Genomic DNA, 16083 nt, shown 5'->3' with positions numbered 1-16083 from the left:
GCTCCTGCGAGAGGTAGGTCAGCCGTCTTACAGGCCGTTCCTGGCCTTGAACTCACGACGACGACGATGCAGCACCGGCTCGGTATAGCCGTTCGGCTGCTTCGCGCCTTCGACCACCAGTTCGACCGCCGCCTGGAAGGCGATATTGCTGTCGAAATCCGGGGCCAATGGGCGATACAGCGGGTCACTGGCGTTCTGGCGGTCTACCACCGGCGCCATGCGCTTGAGGCTTTCCAGGATCTGGGCTTCGCTGACGATGCCGTGGCGAAGCCAGTTGGCCAGCAGCTGGCTGGAAATCCGCAGGGTGGCGCGGTCTTCCATCAGGCCTACGTCATTGATGTCCGGCACCTTCGAGCAACCCACGCCCTGGTCGATCCAGCGCACCACGTAGCCGAGAATGCCCTGGGCGTTGTTGTCCAGTTCGTTGCGCTTCTCTTCTTCCGACCAGTTGGTATCAACGGCCAGCGGAATGGTCAGGATGTCATCGACCGAGGCTTTTTCACGCGAAGCCAGTTCAGCCTGACGAGCAAACACATCAACCTTGTGGTAGTGCAGCACGTGCAGGGCGGCCGCGGTGGGCGACGGGACCCAGGCGGTGTTGGCACCGGCCAGCGGGTGAGCGATTTTCTGTTTCAGCATCGCGGCCATCAGGTCCGGCATGGCCCACATGCCTTTGCCGATCTGGGCGCGGCCTTGCAGGCCGGTGGCCAGGCCGATATCAACGTTTGAGTTCTCGTAGGCGCCAATCCACTTCTGCGACTTCATATCGGCCTTGCGCACCACGGCGCCGGCTTCCATGGACGTGTGGATCTCGTCACCGGTACGGTCGAGGAAGCCGGTGTTGATGAACACCACGCGCTCGCTCGCCGCCTTGATACAGGCCTTGAGGTTGACGGTGGTGCGACGCTCTTCGTCCATGATCCCGACTTTGAGCGTGTTGCGCGGCAGGGCCAGGACGTCTTCGATGCGGCCGAACAGCTCGCTGGCAAAGGCCACTTCTTCAGGGCCATGCATTTTCGGTTTGACGATGTAGACGGAACTGGTGCGGGTGTTCTTGCGCGAGGTGTTGCCGCTGAGGTTGTGCACTGCGGCCAGGCAGGTGACCAGGCCGTCGAGGATGCCTTCCGGCACTTCATTGCCTTGGCCATAGAGGATGGCGTCGATGGTCATCAGGTGGCCGACGTTACGCACGAACAGCAGCGAACGACCGTGCAGGCTCAGCGTGCCGCCCTCTGGCGTGGTGTACTCGCGGTCCGGGTTCATGGTGCGGGTGAAGGTCTTGTCGCCCTTGGACACGCTTTCGGCCAGGTCGCCTTTCATCAGGCCCAGCCAGTTGCGGTACACCACGACCTTGTCGTCGGCATCGACCGCGGCGACCGAGTCTTCGCAGTCCATGATGGTGGTCAGCGCCGCTTCCATCAGCACGTCTTTGACACCGGCGGCGTCGGTCTGGCCGACTGGGGTGCTGGCGTCGACCTGGATTTCGAAATGCAGGCCGTTGTTTTTCAGCAGGATCGAGGTCGGTGCCGAAGCGTCACCGTTGTAACCGATCAGTTGGGCGTCGTTGCGCAGGCCGCTGTTGCTGCCACCCTTGAGGGCGACTACCAGCTTGCCGGCTTCGATGCGGTAACCGGTGGAGTCAACGTGGGAGCCTGCCGCCAGAGGCGCGGCTTCATCGAGGAAGGCACGGGCAAAGGCGATGACCTTGTTGCCACGGATCGGGTTGTAGCCCTTGCCCTTTTCCGCGCCGCCGTCTTCGCCGATGGCATCGGTGCCGTACAGCGCGTCGTAGAGCGAGCTCCAGCGGGCGTTGGAAGCATTCAGGGCAAAGCGGGCGTTCATCACGGGCACAACCAGTTGAGGGCCGGCCAAGCGAGCGATTTCTTCGTCGACATTTTGCGTCGATGCCTGGAAGTCCGCTGCTTCTGGCAGCAGATAACCGATTTCTTGCAGGAAGGCTTTGTAAGCCGCAGCATCATGCGCTTGACCCTGGCGTGCCTGGTGCCAGGCGTCGATCTGCGCCTGCAGCTGGTCACGCTTGGCCAGTAGAGCTTTGTTCTTCGGAGCGAGGTCGTTGATGATCTTTTCCGCGCCGACCCAGAAGGCGTCGGCGTCGATGCCGGTTCCGGGAATGGCTTCGTTGTTCACGAAGTCGAACAGGACTTTGGCGACCTGAAGGCCACCGACTTGAACGTGTTCAGTCATTGCTTGCCTCACTCTGCTCAGCTATTCAGCTCTTCTATTTAAAGCCTGTCAGCGCTTCTCTGACTACGGAACCAGAACATGCCCGAACGGACGGCTGGGCGAAGCTCGCCAGCGCTTGGCCGGCGGGGCTTTCCGTATTCTCACAGGCGCCTTGGCAGACATCGATCCAGCATTATGTAGTCCGCGCTGCGGCATACTACATGATGAGCTGCGGTTGTGAAAATTAGACTAAATACGTCGCTCCGCGACCGATATGGGGAATGCGGTCACGCTGGGGAGGCGTATGTTCTCAAAAAAATGGTGGATTGTTCCAGATAAATCTTAAAACGGTACACGATTTGTCTGCGCCCGCCGCTGCGGCAGGTTGCCGCGGCTTGCCTATACTTCTCCAATCCGGCGTGTTCGGCCAAGTGCCCGCGTCATCACTGCAGAGGACCTTTGCGTGGAACATTTAGTGTTGACGGTATCGGCACCCGACAAGCCTGGGTTGGTGGAGAGCATTGCCAAGTGCATCGCCGATCATAGTGGCAACTGGCTCGAAAGCCGCATGTCGCGGATGGCCGGCCAGTTCGCCGGCATCGTACGCATCGCCGTACCCGCCGAAACCCACGAAGAGCTGCTCAATGCCTTGGAGGCGTTGGCGAATCAGGGCATTCACGTGAACATCGCCGAATGCGGCATCGAGCCGTCCTGCACCTGGAAGCCGATTGCCATGGAGTTGGTGGGCAATGACCGTCCGGGGATCGTCCGCGACATCACCCGCTTGCTGAGCGAGCAAGGTGTGAACATCGAGCGTTTAACCACCGACGTGCGCCCGGCGCCCATGAGCAGCGAGCCGCTGTTTCATGCCGAAGCACTGTTGGCCCTGCCGTTGACCCTGTCGCTGGACCAGCTTCAGGAACGCCTGGAAGCCCTGGCCGATGATTTGATGGTGGAATTGGTACTGCGCGCGGAGGACTGAGCGCAGTTATCCCGTTTTACCGGGGATGCCCCTGTGGATAACCTTGGGAGAGAGTGCTGCAGGCCACGGTCAGCGTGGCCTGTAGCGGTTTGTTCGTTTTTTGATCAGGCGCGGCGGCGCAAAGTCAGCCAGGCATCCAGGCTGTAAACCGCAAGGCCAGCCCAGATAAACGCGAAAGTCACCAGGGTGCTGGAAGACAGTTTCTCGTCAAACAGGAACACCGCCTGGAGCAGCACCAGCGTCGGCCCCACGTACTGAAGAAAGCCCAGGGTCGTGTAGGGCAAATGCCGCGCTGCTGCGTTGAAGCACAGCAACGGCAGCAGCGTCACCGGGCCTGCGGCCACCAGCCAGAGCGCCTCGGGGCTGGTGTAGAACGCTGCTTGCGCGCTTTGCGCCGCCGGGTTCAGCAGCATCCAGCCCAATGCCAACGGCACCAGCAACCAGGTTTCCACCACCAACCCTGGCAGCGCAGCCACCGGCGCCTGCTTGCGGATCAGGCCGTAGAAGCCGAAGGTCAGCGCCAGTACCAGCGATACCCAGGGCAGGCTACCGACTTGCCAGACCTGCTGGGCGACTCCAATCCCCGCCAGCGCCACCGCGACCCATTGCAGGCGGCGCAGACGCTCACCCAACAACAGCATGCCAAGCAACACGTTAAGCAGCGGATTGATGTAATAGCCCAGGCTCGACTCGAGCATGTGGCCGTTATTCACCGCCCACACATACACCAGCCAGTTACTCGCGATCAGCGTGCCGCTCAGAGCCAGGATGGCCAGCCGGCGAGGATTGTCGCGCAGCTCGCGCCACCAGCCCGGGTGTTTCCAGACCAGCAGCAACAGCGAGCCGAAGAGCGCCGACCAGAGTACCCGGTGGACGATGATCTCGACCGCGGGTACTGCCTGGATGGCTTTGAAATAAAGTGGGAACAAGCCCCAGATGATGTAGGCGGAAATGCCCAGAAGATACCCGCGACGCGGGTTGGCGGCATGCATGCAAAATCCTTGCTTAGGCAGCTATCAAAATTGCCCCATTGTAGGGCGCCCAGCAAGGGTTGTCTTTGCGGTCAGAACAATTTCAACGGCTCTTCGTCCAGCGCTGCGCGTTGCTCGCGCAGGGCCAGAATCTGATCGCCCCAATAGCGTTCGCTGCCGAACCACGGGAAGCTGTGCGGGAACGCTGGATCGTCCCAGCGCCGCGCCAGCCAGGCACTGTAGTGCAGCAGGCGCAAGGCTCGTAGCGGTTCGATCAGGGCCAGTTCACGCGGGTCGAAATCGTGGAATTCGTTGTAGCCGTCCATCAGTTCCGAGAGCTGGCCGAGGCGCTCCTGACGGTCGCCTGCGAGCATCATCCACAGATCTTGGACCGCAGGGCCCATGCGGCAGTCGTCAAGGTCGACGATATGGAAGACCTCGTCGCGGCACATCATGTTGCCGGGGTGGCAGTCGCCGTGCATGCGGATGGCTTGGTAGGGCGTGGCTTGGTAGATGGCTTCGACCCGTTGCAACAGGTCGCGCGCCACTGATTCAAAGGCGGGAAGGAGGCTGCGCGGGACGAAGTTGCCTTCCAGCAGGGTGGTCAGCGAGTCATGGCCAAAGTTCTGCACGCCCAGCGCTTCGCGGTGCTGGAAGGGGCGAGTGGAGCCCACGGCATGCAGACGCCCGAGCAACTGGCCGAGGCGATACAACTGGTCGAGATTGCCCGGCTCCGGCGCCCGGCCACCTCGGCGTGGGAACAGGGTAAAGCGAAAGCCCTGGTGTTCGAACAGGCTCGCACCGTTGTGCTCAAGGGGGGCGACCACCGGCACTTCGCAGTCGGCCAGCTCGGCCGTGAAGCTGTGTTCTTCGAGGATCGCTTCGTTGCTCCAGCGCCCTGGCCGGTAAAACTTGGCGATCAGCGGTTCGGCGTCTTCGATGCCGACCTGATAGACACGGTTCTCGTAACTGTTGAGCGCCAGCACACGGGCGTCACTGAGAAAGCCGATGCTTTCGACGGCGTCGAGGACCAGGTCAGGCGTCAATGTTTCAAACGGGTGGGACATGCTCACTCCTGCGCGCGGCAGGTTGCCGCGTGGCCTCTCATGGTAACGCAGAAGGTTGATGGGCTGTTGGAACGGTGTGGCGCTGTAGGAGCCGAGCTTGCTCGCGATAAGGACGCCGCGGTTTTACAAGTATTGCGCGTCATCGTTCATCGCTGGCAAGCCTTGCTCCTACCAGGGTTCGCCGCAGTCCGCGAATGGCCCAGACGCATCTACAGCGGAGTGCCCAGCAGTACATTGGACGGTGAGACCTGCACCTGTACCTGCGACCCTGCCTGCAACTGCTGCTCCGCCAACCGCTGCGGCTCACACAGCGCACACATCGTCTGGCCATTGCTCAGGATGATCCTGACTTCGCTCGGCCCTTCTTCATCGGCAAGGATTTGATCGATCCTGCCCAGCAGTCCGTTATGCCCGCAAACCAGTGCATCACCCACCGCCACCAGCTCCAGCCAACCGGCCTTGATCAAGGCCACCACTTCGGTGCCGAGCTGCAGTTCCAGGCGCAAGGTACTGTCGTGGGTGATCTGGGCGTCGAGGGTGAGGCCGCCAGCCAGCATCAGGGTGACTTGATCGTTATGGCCATGGGCATTGATGGCGCTGACCCGACCATGCAACTGGTTTCGCGCACTGGTGCGCAGCATCAGGCGGCCGAGCAGGTCCAGGTCGCTGCTGTCTTCGGCCGCTTCAAGTATCTGTGCCTGCAGCGCCTGCAAGCGCTGATACAGGCGCAATACGCGCTCGCCCTCGGTCGACAGGCGAGCGCCGCCACCGCCGCGGCCGCCGACAACTCGCTCGACCAGTGGCTGGTTGGCCAGGTTGTTCAGTTCATCAATGGCATCCCAGGCCCCCTTGTAGCTCATGCCCGCGCTTTTCGCGGCGCGGGTGATCGAGCCTTGTTCGGCGATGTGCTGCAGCAACGCAATCCGTTGCGGGCGCCGGACGATATGCTGGGTCAAGGGTGGGGGCAGGGACATGGTCTGACACGAAATCCAAAAAAGGCTGACGCTCGACGTTGCCTTTGCCATCGCGGCAAGTCAAGGCTGCCCCGGCCGAGGGGTACGCGCCAGGCAGTAGACATCAACCCGCGCCGCGCCGGCCTCGATCAGCAGCCGGGCCAGCGCCTGGGCCGTGGCGCCGGTGGTCAGCACATCATCGACCAGCGCCAGGTGCTGGCCGCGCACGACGGCTGCGTCATCCAGGGCGAAGGCATTGCGCAGGTTGCGTTTGCGCGAACGGGCGTCCAGTTCTTGCTGGGCCTGGGTCTCCCGTGGGCGCTGCAACACGTGTGAATCCACCGCAATCCCGAGGCTGCTGCCGAGCCAATCGGCAAGCATGGCGGCTTGATTGAAGCCGCGCTGACGCAGGCGTCGGCTGGCCATCGGTACCGGCAACAAGCGCTCTGGCCTGTGCAGCCCTTCACTGAAACGGTGGGCCAGCCACTGTCCGAGCAACTCGGCCAAGAGTCGGCCCAGTGGCCAGCGGCGCTGGTGCTTGAAGCGGGTAATCAGTGCGTCGACCGGAAAGCCGTAATGCCAGGGCGCCTCGACCTGAGTGAAGGCCGGCGGACGTTTGCTGCATTGCCCGCAGGTCAGCCCGGCCATGGGCAAGGGCAGGGCGCAGACCTGGCAGCGTTCATCCAGCCAGGGCAGCTCGTCTTCGCAGGCGCTGCACAGTGGGTAGGGGTTATCGGTGATCTCATCGCACAGCAGGCAGGTCTGGTTATTATTTAGCCAGATGTAAACCGGACCTCCATGTGGTGGTTGACAGTCCATTGCGCTTTCCTTAAATATGCCGCTTATCCGTGTTGCGCTTGTGGGTTTGCGAACCCCTGGCGCCAGTCCAAGCATAATCAAGGTATTGCCCATGAGCGCCAGCACCACTGCAACCCTGCGTCACGACTGGACCCTGGCCGAGGTCAAGGCTCTGTTCGTTCAGCCCTTCAACGACTTGCTGTTCCAGGCGCAGAGCGTGCACCGCGCGCATTTCGACCCTAATCGGGTTCAGGTTTCTACCTTGCTGTCGATCAAGACGGGCGCCTGCCCGGAAGATTGCAAATATTGTCCGCAGTCCGGTCACTACAACACGGGGCTGGAAAAAGAGAAGCTGATGGAGGTGCAGAAGGTCCTCGAAGAGGCCGCTCGCGCCAAGGCCATCGGCTCGACCCGTTTCTGCATGGGCGCGGCCTGGAAGCACCCATCGGCCAAAGACATGCCCTATGTGTTGCAGATGGTCAAAGGCGTGAAAGCCATGGGCCTGGAAACCTGCATGACCCTGGGCAAGCTCGATCAGGACCAGACCGCTGCCCTGGCCGAGGCCGGCCTGGACTACTACAACCACAACCTGGACACCTCGCCGGAATTCTACGGCTCGATCATCACCACCCGTACCTACAGCGAGCGCCTGCAGACCCTGGCGTACGTGCGCGATGCCGGCATGAAGATCTGCTCCGGCGGCATCCTCGGCATGGGCGAGTCGCTGGACGACCGCGCGGGCCTGTTGATTCAACTGGCCAACCTGCCTGAGCACCCGGAGTCGGTGCCGATCAACATGCTGGTAAAAGTCGCTGGCACGCCGCTGGAAAACGCCGACGATGTCGATCCGTTCGATTTCATCCGCATGCTCGCCGTGGCGCGCATCCTCATGCCGCAATCCCACGTTCGGCTGTCGGCCGGCCGTGAAGCGATGAACGAGCAAATGCAGGCTCTGGCGTTCATGGCCGGTGCCAACTCGATCTTCTACGGCGAAAAACTGCTGACCACCGCCAACCCGCAAGCCGACAAGGACATGCAGCTGTTCGCACGCCTGGGCATTCAGCCCGAAGCCCGCGAAGAGCATGCGGACGAGGTGCACCAGGCCGCCATCGAGCAGGCGCTGGTCGAGCAGAAAAGCAGCGAACTGTTCTACGACGCCGCTTCTGCCTGAATCCGGGGCCCGTTGTGGCCCCCTCGATTGTTGATCTGACCGCGAGGCACGCATGTCCTTCGATCTCCGTACGCGACTGGACGAACGTCGTGCCGCCGCGCTGTACCGTCAGCGCCCCTTGCTCGAAAGCCCTCAAGGCCCCGAAGTGGTGGTCGATGGCAAGCCGCTGTTGGCGTTCTGCAACAACGACTACCTCGGCCTGGCCAACCATCCGGCCGTGATCGCCGCCTGGCGCGCCGGTGCCGAACGCTGGGGCGTGGGCGGTGGCGCTTCCCATCTGGTGATCGGCCACAGCGGTCCACATCATGCTCTCGAAGAAGCCTTGGCCGACCTCACCGGTCGCCCGCGTGCACTGCTGTTCTCCACCGGGTACATGGCCAACCTCGGTGCGGTGACCGCGCTGGTCGGGCAGGGCGACACCGTGCTGCAAGACCGGCTCAATCATGCGTCCTTGCTCGATGCCGGTTTGCTCAGCGGCGCGCGTTTCAGCCGTTATCTGCACAACGATGCGCAAAGCCTGGCCAGCCGCCTGGAAAAAGCCACCGGCAATACGCTGGTGGTGACCGACGGGGTGTTCAGCATGGACGGCGACCTGGCCGACTTGCCGTCCCTGGCGCGCGTTGCCAAGGCCAAGGGCGCCTGGTTGATGGTCGATGATGCCCACGGCTTCGGCCCGCTGGGTGCCAACGGTGGCGGTATCGTCGAGCACTTTGGCTTGAGCCAGGATGATGTGCCGGTGCTGGTTGGCACCCTGGGCAAGGCGTTTGGCACTGCCGGTGCGTTTGTAGCCGGCAGCGAAGACCTGATCGAGAGCCTGATCCAGTTCGCCCGGCCCTATATCTACACCACCAGCCAGCCGCCGGCGCTGGCTTGCGCCACGCTCAAGAGCCTTGAGCTGCTGCGCAGCGAACACTGGCGCCGGGAACATCTGGCGGCGTTGATCCGCCAGTTCCGCGAGGGGGCGCAGGCCATTGGCCTTGAGCTGATGGACAGCTTCACGCCGATTCAACCGATCCTGATCGGCGACAGCGCCCGCGCCTTGAAGCTTTCCCAACTGTTGCGCGATCGCGGTCTGCTGGTCACGGCCATTCGCCCTCCGACGGTGCCGGCGGGCAGCGCGCGCCTGCGCGTCACCCTCAGCGCCGCCCACAGCGAAGCGCAGGTGCAGCTATTGTTGAATGCACTGGCCGACTGTTACCCGCTGCTGGAGCCGAACCATGCGTGATCGATTGATTCTGCTGCCGGGTTGGGGCTTGGGCGTTTCACCGCTGGAGCCGCTGGCCGCGGCCCTGCAGGGGCTTGATGAGCATCTGCGGGTGGAAATCGAACCCTTGCCCGAGCTTGAAAGCACCGACCCCGAGGACTGGCTCGACGAGCTGGACGCCAACGTGCCCGACAATGTCTGGCTAGGTGGCTGGTCGCTCGGCGGCATGCTCGCCTCGCAGTTGGCGGCGCGCCGGGGCGACCGTTGCTGCGGCCTGTTCACCCTGGCCAGCAACCCCTGTTTTGTGGCACGCCCTGATTGGCCGACGGCGATGCCAGAGCCGACCTTCGCGGCTTTTCTGGAAGGCTGCCGGGCCAATCCGCAGGTCACCCTCAAACGGTTTGCCGTGCTCTGCGCCCAGGGCGCCGCCGATGTACGCGGCTTGACTCGTCTGCTCGCGGCGGCAGCACCGCAAAGCCCGGGCGACAGCCTGGTCCATGGTCTGGAGCTGTTGGCGAAACTGGACACCCGGGCGGCCCTGCAAGCGTTCAGCGGCCCGCAGTTTCATCTGTTTGCCGGTGACGATGGCCTGGTGCCCGGTGAAGCGGCGGGCGCGTTGTACACGCTGCTGCCCGATGTCGAAGTCGGCCTGATCGAACAGGCCTCCCACGCGTTTCTTCTGGAGGATCCTCATGGACTGGCCGCGGCCATCCAGGCCTTCTTGCACGAGTCCGGCGATGACTGACCTCTCTCACCCGGCATTGCCGGGCAGCCTGCCTGACAAGCGTCAGGTCGCAGCTTCTTTCTCCCGCGCCGCCGCCAGTTACGACAGCGTTGCCGAACTGCAACGCGCGGTCGGCACAGCATTGCTCGATTCATTGCCCGCATCGCTGCAACCCCGGCGCTGGCTGGATCTGGGCAGCGGAACCGGCTACTTCAGCCGCGCCCTGGCCGAGCGTTTTCCACAGGGCCAGGGTGTGGCTCTGGACATCGCCGAAGGCATGCTCCGGCATGCGCGGCCTCAGGGCGGCGCGGTGCATTATGTGGCCGGCGATGCCGAGCGATTGCCGTTGCAGTCGCAGTGCTGCGATCTGATTTTTTCCAGCCTTGCAGTGCAGTGGTGCGCCGACTTTGCCTCGGTGCTGCGTGAAGCCCGGCGCACGCTGGCGCCCGGTGGCGTGTTGGCCTTTGCCAGCCTGTGTGTCGGCACCTTGCAGGAATTGCGCGAAAGCTGGCAGGCGGTCGATGGCATGGTGCACGTCAATCGCTTCCGCCAGCTTGATGATTATCAGCGCCTGTGCGCGCAAAGTGGTCTTGAGGTGCTGACGCTGAACGCCCAACCGCACGTGTTGTACTACCCTGACGTGCGTGGGCTGACCCATGAGCTCAAAGCCTTGGGGGCACACAACCTCAACCCGGGTCGACCGGGCGGTTTGACCGGCAGAGCGCGTATGATGGGCCTTATCCAGGCTTACGAGCGCTTCCGGCAAGCCGAGGGGCTGCCTGCCACCTACCAGGTGGTGTACGCCGTGTTGCAGAAAAAAGGGGGGTGAAATGAGCCAGGCCTACTTCATTGCAGGCACCGATACAGACGTCGGCAAGACCACGATCGCTGCCGGCCTGCTGCAAGCCGCCCGCTTGAATGGATTGAGCACCGTGGCGGCCAAGCCGATTGCTTCAGGTTGCGAGAAGACCCCCGAGGGTCTGCGCAACGCCGATGCACTGGCACTGATGGCTGAGAGCTCGGTGGTGTTGGCGTACGACCAGGTCAACCCGTTTGCCTTTGAACCGCCGATTGCGCCGCACCTGGCAGCGCGTGAAGCAGGTGTCGCCCTGAGTGTCGAAGGCTTGCAGGTGCCGATGCGCGAGGTGTTGGCGCTTGGCGCCGACTTCACCCTGATCGAAGGTGCCGGGGGCTGGCGCGTACCGCTGTCGGACCAGGCCAATCTCTCGGACCTGGCCATTGCCCTGAAATTACCGGTGATCCTGGTGGTGGGCGTGCGACTGGGCTGTATCAACCACGCGCTGCTGACCGCCGAGGCCATCGCCCGCGACGGCCTGCAACTGGCCGGTTGGGTGGCGAACATCATCGACGGCCGAACCGCCCGGTTGGAAGAAAACCTCGCGACGCTGGCCGAGCGCTTGCCGGCACCTTGCCTGGGGCGCGTGCCGAAACTTAAAGTGGTATCGGCCGCCGCGGTGGCCGAGCATTTGCAACTGGATTTGCTCGATTAAGTCTGCGTTACAGGGAGAGCTGAAATGGAAGTCACAGCAAGCAGCGCCTTCTATGCCGGTCTGGGCTCCATCCAGGCCGGGCAAAACCGCGTCGACCAGGCGGCCAGTCAGATCGCCAACACCAGCGTCGAACGCTCCGCCACCAGCGCGGTGGAACTTTCACTGGGCAAGGCCCAGGTTGAATTGGGTGGCAAATTGGCCAAAGCGTCGGACGAAATGCTCGGCACGCTGATCGACACCTACGCCTGACCCCTCCCCGCATCACGCTCGACTACGCTTTTCAAATGACTGAAGCCTGCAGTTTGCGGGCTGCTCGGCATGCCTGTGCACGGCCATTCCACGCCTTCCCGGGTAGGAGCAGGGCTTGCCCGCGAAAGACCACACCTCGGTCTTCCCTAGTCCAAAACGCAACATGAGCATGCGATGAATACCGGCCTATCACCCCCGCTCAGTACCCTTGACATCCCTTTGGCGTAAACGTATGTTTCAAACAACCGTTTGATCGGGAGCCCGACACAGGAACCGGTCGGTTTGGTCATTCCATCCAGAATTCATCAGCAGAGGTTTATCGCTATGCCTGATTACAAGGCCCCCTTGCGTGATATTCGCTTCGTACGTGACGAACTGCTCGGCTACGAAGCGCACTATCAGAGCCTGCCCGCGTGCCAGGACGCCACGCCGGACATGGTCGACGCCATCCTCGAGGAAGGCGCCAAGTTTTGTGAACAGGTACTGGCGCCGCTGAACCGCGTCGGCGACCAGGAAGGCTGCACCTGGAGCGAGTCGGGCGTTAAAACCCCCGCCGGCTTCAAAGAGGCCTACAAGCAATTCGTCGAAGGCGGCTGGCCGAGCCTGGCCCACGACGTCGATCACGGCGGCCAGGGCCTGCCGGAATCCCTGGGGCTGGCGATCAGTGAAATGGTCGGCGAGTCGAACTGGTCGTGGGGCATGTACCCCGGCCTGTCCCATGGCGCGATGAACACCATCTCCGAGCATGGCACCCCCGAGCAGCAAGAGGCTTACCTGACCAAACTGGTCTCGGGTGAGTGGACCGGCACCATGTGCCTGACCGAACCTCACTGCGGTACCGACCTGGGCATGTTGCGCACCAAGGCCGAGCCTCAGGCCGACGGTTCCTACAAAGTCACCGGCACCAAGATCTTCATCTCGGCCGGTGAGCACGACATGGCCGACAACATCGTCCATATCGTGCTGGCCCGCCTGCCCGATGCGCCGGCCGGCACCAAAGGCATCTCCCTGTTTATCGTGCCCAAGTTCCTGCCGAACGCCGAAGGCGGCGTGGGCGAGCGCAACGCGGTCAGCTGTGGCTCCATCGAACACAAGATGGGCATCCACGGTAACGCCACCTGCGTGATGAACTTCGACGCGGCCACCGGTTACCTGATCGGCCCGGCGAACAAAGGCCTGAACTGCATGTTCACCTTCATGAACACCGCCCGTCTGGGTACTGCGCTGCAAGGTCTCGCGCACGCCGAAGTGGCCTTCCAGGGCGGCCTGAAATACGCTCGCGACCGTCTGCAGATGCGCTCGCTGACCGGCCCCAAAGCCCCGGAAAAAGCCGCCGACCCGATCATCGTCCACCCGGACGTACGTCGCATGCTGCTGACCATGAAAGCGTTCGCCGAAGGCAACCGCGCGATGGTCTACTTCACCGCCAAACAGGTCGACATCGTCAAGTACGGCCAGGATGAAGAGCAGAAGAAACAAGCCGACGCGCTGCTGGCATTCATGACCCCGATTGCCAAGGCCTTCATGACCGAAGTCGGCTTCGAGTCGGCCAACCACGGCGTGCAGATCTACGGCGGCCACGGGTTTATCGCCGAGTGGGGCATGGAGCAGAACGTTCGCGACAGCCGCATTTCGATGCTGTACGAAGGTACCACCGGCATCCAGGCGCTGGACCTGCTCGGCCGTAAAGTGCTGATGACCCAGGGCGAAGCGCTCAAGGGCTTCACCAGGATCGTGCACAAGTTCTGCCAGGCCAACGAAGGCGTTGAGGCGGTTAACGAGTTCGTCCAGCCGCTGGCGCAGATCAACAAGGAGTGGGGCGAGCTGACCATGAAAGTGGGCATGGCCGCCATGAAGGACCGCGAAGAAGTCGGCGCCGCTTCGGTGGACTACCTGATGTACTCCGGTTACGCGTGCCTGGCCTACTTCTGGGCCGACATGGCGCGCCTGGCGGCGCAGAAACTGGCCGAAGGCACCCACGAAGAGGCTTTCTATACCGCCAAGCTGCAGACCGCGCGCTTCTACTTCCAGCGCATTCTGCCACGCACCCGCGCGCACGTTGCCACCATGCTGTCGGGCGCCAACAACCTGATGGATATGAAAGAAGAAGACTTCGGCTTGGCTTACTAAGTCGTTTCTTCCCATTTTTCAGAAGTCAAAACCGCCTGCCCTTCATGGGGCCGGCGGTTTTTTTTATGGGTGTGAGTATCAGTTTATAAGCAGTGACTATATTTGGCAGTGTAGTCACCAGATGACCCTATATATCTATTTGGTTGTTGATATACACTCGATGTTTACTCTGATCGGTCCTTCGGGACCCTTTTCTGGTTTGGAGAGGTTGCCATGGCTGACTACAAAGCGCCCCTGCGCGATATGCGCTTCGTCCTCAATGAAGTCTTCGAGGTCTCCAGCCTCTGGGCGCAGATGCCGGCGCTGGCCGAGACGGTTGACGCCGATACCGTCGAGGCGATCCTGGAGGAGGCCGGCAAGGTCACCAGCAAGACCATCGCCCCACTGAGCCGCAGCGCCGATGAAGAGGGCTGCCGCTGGGACGATGGCGCAGTCACCACCCCGGCCGGTTTCCCCGAGGCCTACCAGACCTACGCCGAAGGCGGCTGGGTGGGCGTTGGTGGTGATCCGTTGCACGGCGGCATGGGCATGCCCAAGGTGGTCTCGGCGCAAGTCGAAGAAATGGTCAACTCCTCGAGCCTGGCCTTCGGCCTGTACCCGATGTTGACGGCCGGTGCCTGCTTGTCGATCAACGCCCATGCCAGCGAGTCGCTGAAAGAAACCTACCTGCCAAATATGTATGCCGGTGTCTGGACCGGTTCCATGTGCCTGACCGAGTCCCACGCCGGCACCGACCTTGGCATCATCCGCACCAGGGCCGAGCCTCAGGCCGATGGCAGTTACAAGGTCAGCGGCACCAAAATCTTCATCACCGGCGGTGAGCACGACCTGACCGAGAACATCATCCACCTGGTGCTGGCCAAGCTGCCAGATGCCCCGGCCGGGCCCAAGGGCATCTCGCTGTTCCTGGTGCCCAAGTTCATGGTCAATGCCGACGGCAGCCTGGGTCAGCGTAACCCGGTCAATTGCGGCTCGATCGAACACAAGATGGGCATTCAGGCCTCGTCCACCTGCGTGATGAACTTCGATGAGGCAGTCGGCTATATCGTCGGCGAGCCGAACAAGGGCCTGGCGGCCATGTTCACCATGATGAACTACGAGCGCCTGGGCGTGGGTATCCAGGGCCTGGCATCGGCCGAGCGCTCTTACCAGAACGCTATCGAGTATGCCCGCGACCGCCTGCAAAGCCGTTCGCCAACCGGCCCGCAGGCCAAGGACAAAGTCGCCGACCCGATCATCGTCCACCCCGACGTGCGGCGCATGCTGCTGACCATGAAAGCCTGCAACGAAGGCGGCCGGGCGTTTTCCACCTACGTGGCCATGCAATTGGACTGCGCCAAGTTCAGCGAAGACCCGGTGGTGCGCAAGCGCGGTGAAGACCTGGTCGCCCTGTTGACCCCGGTGGCCAAGGCGTTTCTGACTGACCTGGGCCTGGAAACCACCGTGCACGGCCAGCAGATCTTTGGCGGCCACGGGTTTATCCGTGAATGGGGCCAGGAGCAGCTGGTGCGCGATGTGCGCATCACTCAGATCTACGAAGGCACCAACGGCATCCAGGCGCTGGACCTGATGGGCCGCAAGGTCGTGGGCAGCGGTGGCGCGCTGTACAAGCTGTTTATCGATGAGATCCGCCACTTCACGGCCACTGCTGACGCGGCGCTGGGCGAGTTCACCAGGCCGCTGAACGCGGCGCTGGATAACCTCGATGACCTGACCGACTGGGTGCTGGACCGGGCCAAAACCAACCCCAATGAAATCGGCGCGGCCTCGGTCGAGTACCTGCATGTGTTTGGCTACACCGCTTACGCCTACATGTGGGCCTTGATGGCCAAGGCGTCCTTGGGCAAGGAAGCGCAAGAGGATTTCTATGCCAGCAAACTGGGCACCGCACGCTTCTATTTCGCCCGCCTGCTGCCGCGTATCCATTCCTTGACCGCCTCGGTGAAGGCCGGCAGTGAATCGCTGTTCCTGTTGGATGCCGATCAGTTTTGATCGACGGGCGGCGTGTAGGTAAATGCTTACACGACGTGCTGCTGTTTGGCCTCTATCGCAAGATTGGATCCAGAGCTAATCTAGCTTTCAAGGACGTAGCGCTGGACGCGCAAGAGATAGAACACGGACACGTAGGATTCCCGCCAG

14 protein-coding genes are annotated in these 16083 nt (G+C 62.4%); 9 read left to right on the top strand and 5 right to left on the bottom strand.

Going from position 1 to position 16083, the window contains the following annotated elements:
• Positions 1 to 27: 27 nt before the first annotated feature.
• On the bottom strand, positions 28 to 2205 hold the full coding sequence (locus GUY40_RS15730) for a malate synthase G (protein WP_166569837.1): 2178 nt from the start codon (positions 2203 to 2205) through the stop codon (positions 28 to 30).
• 442 nt (positions 2206 to 2647) lie between these two features.
• Here GUY40_RS15730 and GUY40_RS15725 point away from each other — a divergent pair, with 442 nt between their 5' ends.
• The gene (locus tag GUY40_RS15725; protein ID WP_166569836.1) at positions 2648 to 3166 is read left to right on the top strand and encodes an ACT domain-containing protein; all 519 of its coding nucleotides are present in this window, start codon (positions 2648 to 2650) and stop codon (positions 3164 to 3166) included.
• Between the two features lie 104 nt (positions 3167 to 3270).
• On the opposite strand, the gene rarD is transcribed toward GUY40_RS15725, so the two are convergent.
• The 4 genes from rarD to GUY40_RS15705 all read right to left on the bottom strand — a co-directional run bounded on the left by rarD (position 3271) and on the right by GUY40_RS15705 (position 6976).
• On the bottom strand, positions 3271 to 4158 hold the full coding sequence (rarD, locus tag GUY40_RS15720) for an EamA family transporter RarD (protein ID WP_166569835.1): 888 nt from the start codon (positions 4156 to 4158) through the stop codon (positions 3271 to 3273).
• A gap of 71 nt (positions 4159 to 4229) precedes the next feature.
• The gene (locus GUY40_RS15715) at positions 4230 to 5204 is read right to left on the bottom strand and encodes a serine/threonine protein kinase (RefSeq protein ID WP_166569834.1); all 975 of its coding nucleotides are present in this window, start codon (positions 5202 to 5204) and stop codon (positions 4230 to 4232) included.
• A gap of 209 nt (positions 5205 to 5413) precedes the next feature.
• Complete coding sequence (locus tag GUY40_RS15710; RefSeq protein WP_166569833.1) at positions 5414 to 6178, bottom strand: TOBE domain-containing protein; 765 nt, start codon at positions 6176 to 6178, stop codon at positions 5414 to 5416.
• Between the two features lie 60 nt (positions 6179 to 6238).
• Complete coding sequence (locus tag GUY40_RS15705; RefSeq protein ID WP_166569832.1) at positions 6239 to 6976, bottom strand: ComF family protein; 738 nt, start codon at positions 6974 to 6976, stop codon at positions 6239 to 6241.
• A gap of 91 nt (positions 6977 to 7067) precedes the next feature.
• On the opposite strand from GUY40_RS15705, the gene bioB reads away from it, so the two are divergent.
• The 8 genes from bioB (at position 7068) to GUY40_RS15665 (ending at position 15936) form a co-directional block, all read left to right on the top strand.
• Positions 7068 to 8126 (top strand): biotin synthase BioB, encoded by a 1059-nt coding sequence (gene bioB, locus GUY40_RS15700; protein ID WP_166569831.1) that lies wholly within the window; start codon positions 7068 to 7070, stop codon positions 8124 to 8126.
• Positions 8127 to 8178: 52 nt separating this feature from the next.
• Positions 8179 to 9351, top strand: coding sequence for an 8-amino-7-oxononanoate synthase (gene bioF / locus GUY40_RS15695; RefSeq protein ID WP_166569830.1), 1173 nt, complete (start codon positions 8179 to 8181; stop codon positions 9349 to 9351).
• A complete protein-coding gene (locus GUY40_RS15690; RefSeq protein WP_166569829.1) occupies positions 9344 to 10075 on the top strand; it encodes an alpha/beta fold hydrolase in 732 nt (243 codons plus the stop codon). Before bioF ends, GUY40_RS15690 begins: the two co-directional genes overlap by 8 nt.
• Positions 10068 to 10883 carry a malonyl-ACP O-methyltransferase BioC gene (gene bioC / locus GUY40_RS15685; RefSeq protein ID WP_166569828.1) on the top strand — a complete coding sequence of 272 codons (816 nt, stop codon included), beginning with the start codon at positions 10068 to 10070 and terminating at the stop codon, positions 10881 to 10883. The genes GUY40_RS15690 and bioC overlap by 8 nt, the downstream gene beginning before the upstream one ends.
• A gap of 1 nt (position 10884) precedes the next feature.
• Positions 10885 to 11565, top strand: a complete 681-nt coding sequence (gene bioD / locus GUY40_RS15680; RefSeq protein ID WP_166569827.1) for a dethiobiotin synthase — start codon at positions 10885 to 10887, stop codon at positions 11563 to 11565.
• 24 nt (positions 11566 to 11589) lie between these two features.
• Entirely contained in the window at positions 11590 to 11814 is a 225-nt protein-coding gene (locus GUY40_RS15675; RefSeq protein WP_166569826.1) for a pyrroloquinoline quinone biosynthesis protein PqqE, read from the top strand.
• Between the two features lie 324 nt (positions 11815 to 12138).
• Positions 12139 to 13944 carry a phenylacyl-CoA dehydrogenase gene (locus GUY40_RS15670; protein WP_166569825.1) on the top strand — a complete coding sequence of 602 codons (1806 nt, stop codon included), beginning with the start codon at positions 12139 to 12141 and terminating at the stop codon, positions 13942 to 13944.
• Between the two features lie 213 nt (positions 13945 to 14157).
• Entirely contained in the window at positions 14158 to 15936 is a 1779-nt protein-coding gene (locus GUY40_RS15665) for an acyl-CoA dehydrogenase C-terminal domain-containing protein (RefSeq protein WP_166569824.1), read from the top strand.
• The last annotated feature ends 147 nt before the right edge of the window (positions 15937 to 16083 follow it).

Source organism: Pseudomonas sp. R5(2019), from assembly GCF_009905435.1.
GTDB lineage: Bacteria > Pseudomonadota > Gammaproteobacteria > Pseudomonadales > Pseudomonadaceae > Aquipseudomonas.
The sequence above is the reverse complement of the archived record's forward strand: the minus strand, read 5'-3'. Positions and strand labels throughout refer to the sequence as shown.

Coding starts and splice junctions, on each gene's coding strand:
- bioF (WP_166569830.1), top strand. CDS start 8,179: ATGTCCTTCGATCTCCGTACGCGACTGGACGAACGTCGTGCCGCCGCG.
- GUY40_RS15670 (WP_166569825.1), top strand. CDS start 12,139: ATGCCTGATTACAAGGCCCCCTTGCGTGATATTCGCTTCGTACGTGAC.
- GUY40_RS15705 (WP_166569832.1), bottom strand. CDS start 6,976: ATGGACTGTCAACCACCACATGGAGGTCCGGTTTACATCTGGCTAAAT.
- GUY40_RS15715 (WP_166569834.1), bottom strand. CDS start 5,204: ATGTCCCACCCGTTTGAAACATTGACGCCTGACCTGGTCCTCGACGCC.
- GUY40_RS15665 (WP_166569824.1), top strand. CDS start 14,158: ATGGCTGACTACAAAGCGCCCCTGCGCGATATGCGCTTCGTCCTCAAT.
- rarD (WP_166569835.1), bottom strand. CDS start 4,158: ATGCATGCCGCCAACCCGCGTCGCGGGTATCTTCTGGGCATTTCCGCC.
- bioD (WP_166569827.1), top strand. CDS start 10,885: ATGAGCCAGGCCTACTTCATTGCAGGCACCGATACAGACGTCGGCAAG.
- GUY40_RS15675 (WP_166569826.1), top strand. CDS start 11,590: ATGGAAGTCACAGCAAGCAGCGCCTTCTATGCCGGTCTGGGCTCCATC.
- bioC (WP_166569828.1), top strand. CDS start 10,068: ATGACTGACCTCTCTCACCCGGCATTGCCGGGCAGCCTGCCTGACAAG.
- GUY40_RS15730 (WP_166569837.1), bottom strand. CDS start 2,205: ATGACTGAACACGTTCAAGTCGGTGGCCTTCAGGTCGCCAAAGTCCTG.
- GUY40_RS15690 (WP_166569829.1), top strand. CDS start 9,344: ATGCGTGATCGATTGATTCTGCTGCCGGGTTGGGGCTTGGGCGTTTCA.
- bioB (WP_166569831.1), top strand. CDS start 7,068: ATGAGCGCCAGCACCACTGCAACCCTGCGTCACGACTGGACCCTGGCC.
- GUY40_RS15710 (WP_166569833.1), bottom strand. CDS start 6,178: ATGTCCCTGCCCCCACCCTTGACCCAGCATATCGTCCGGCGCCCGCAA.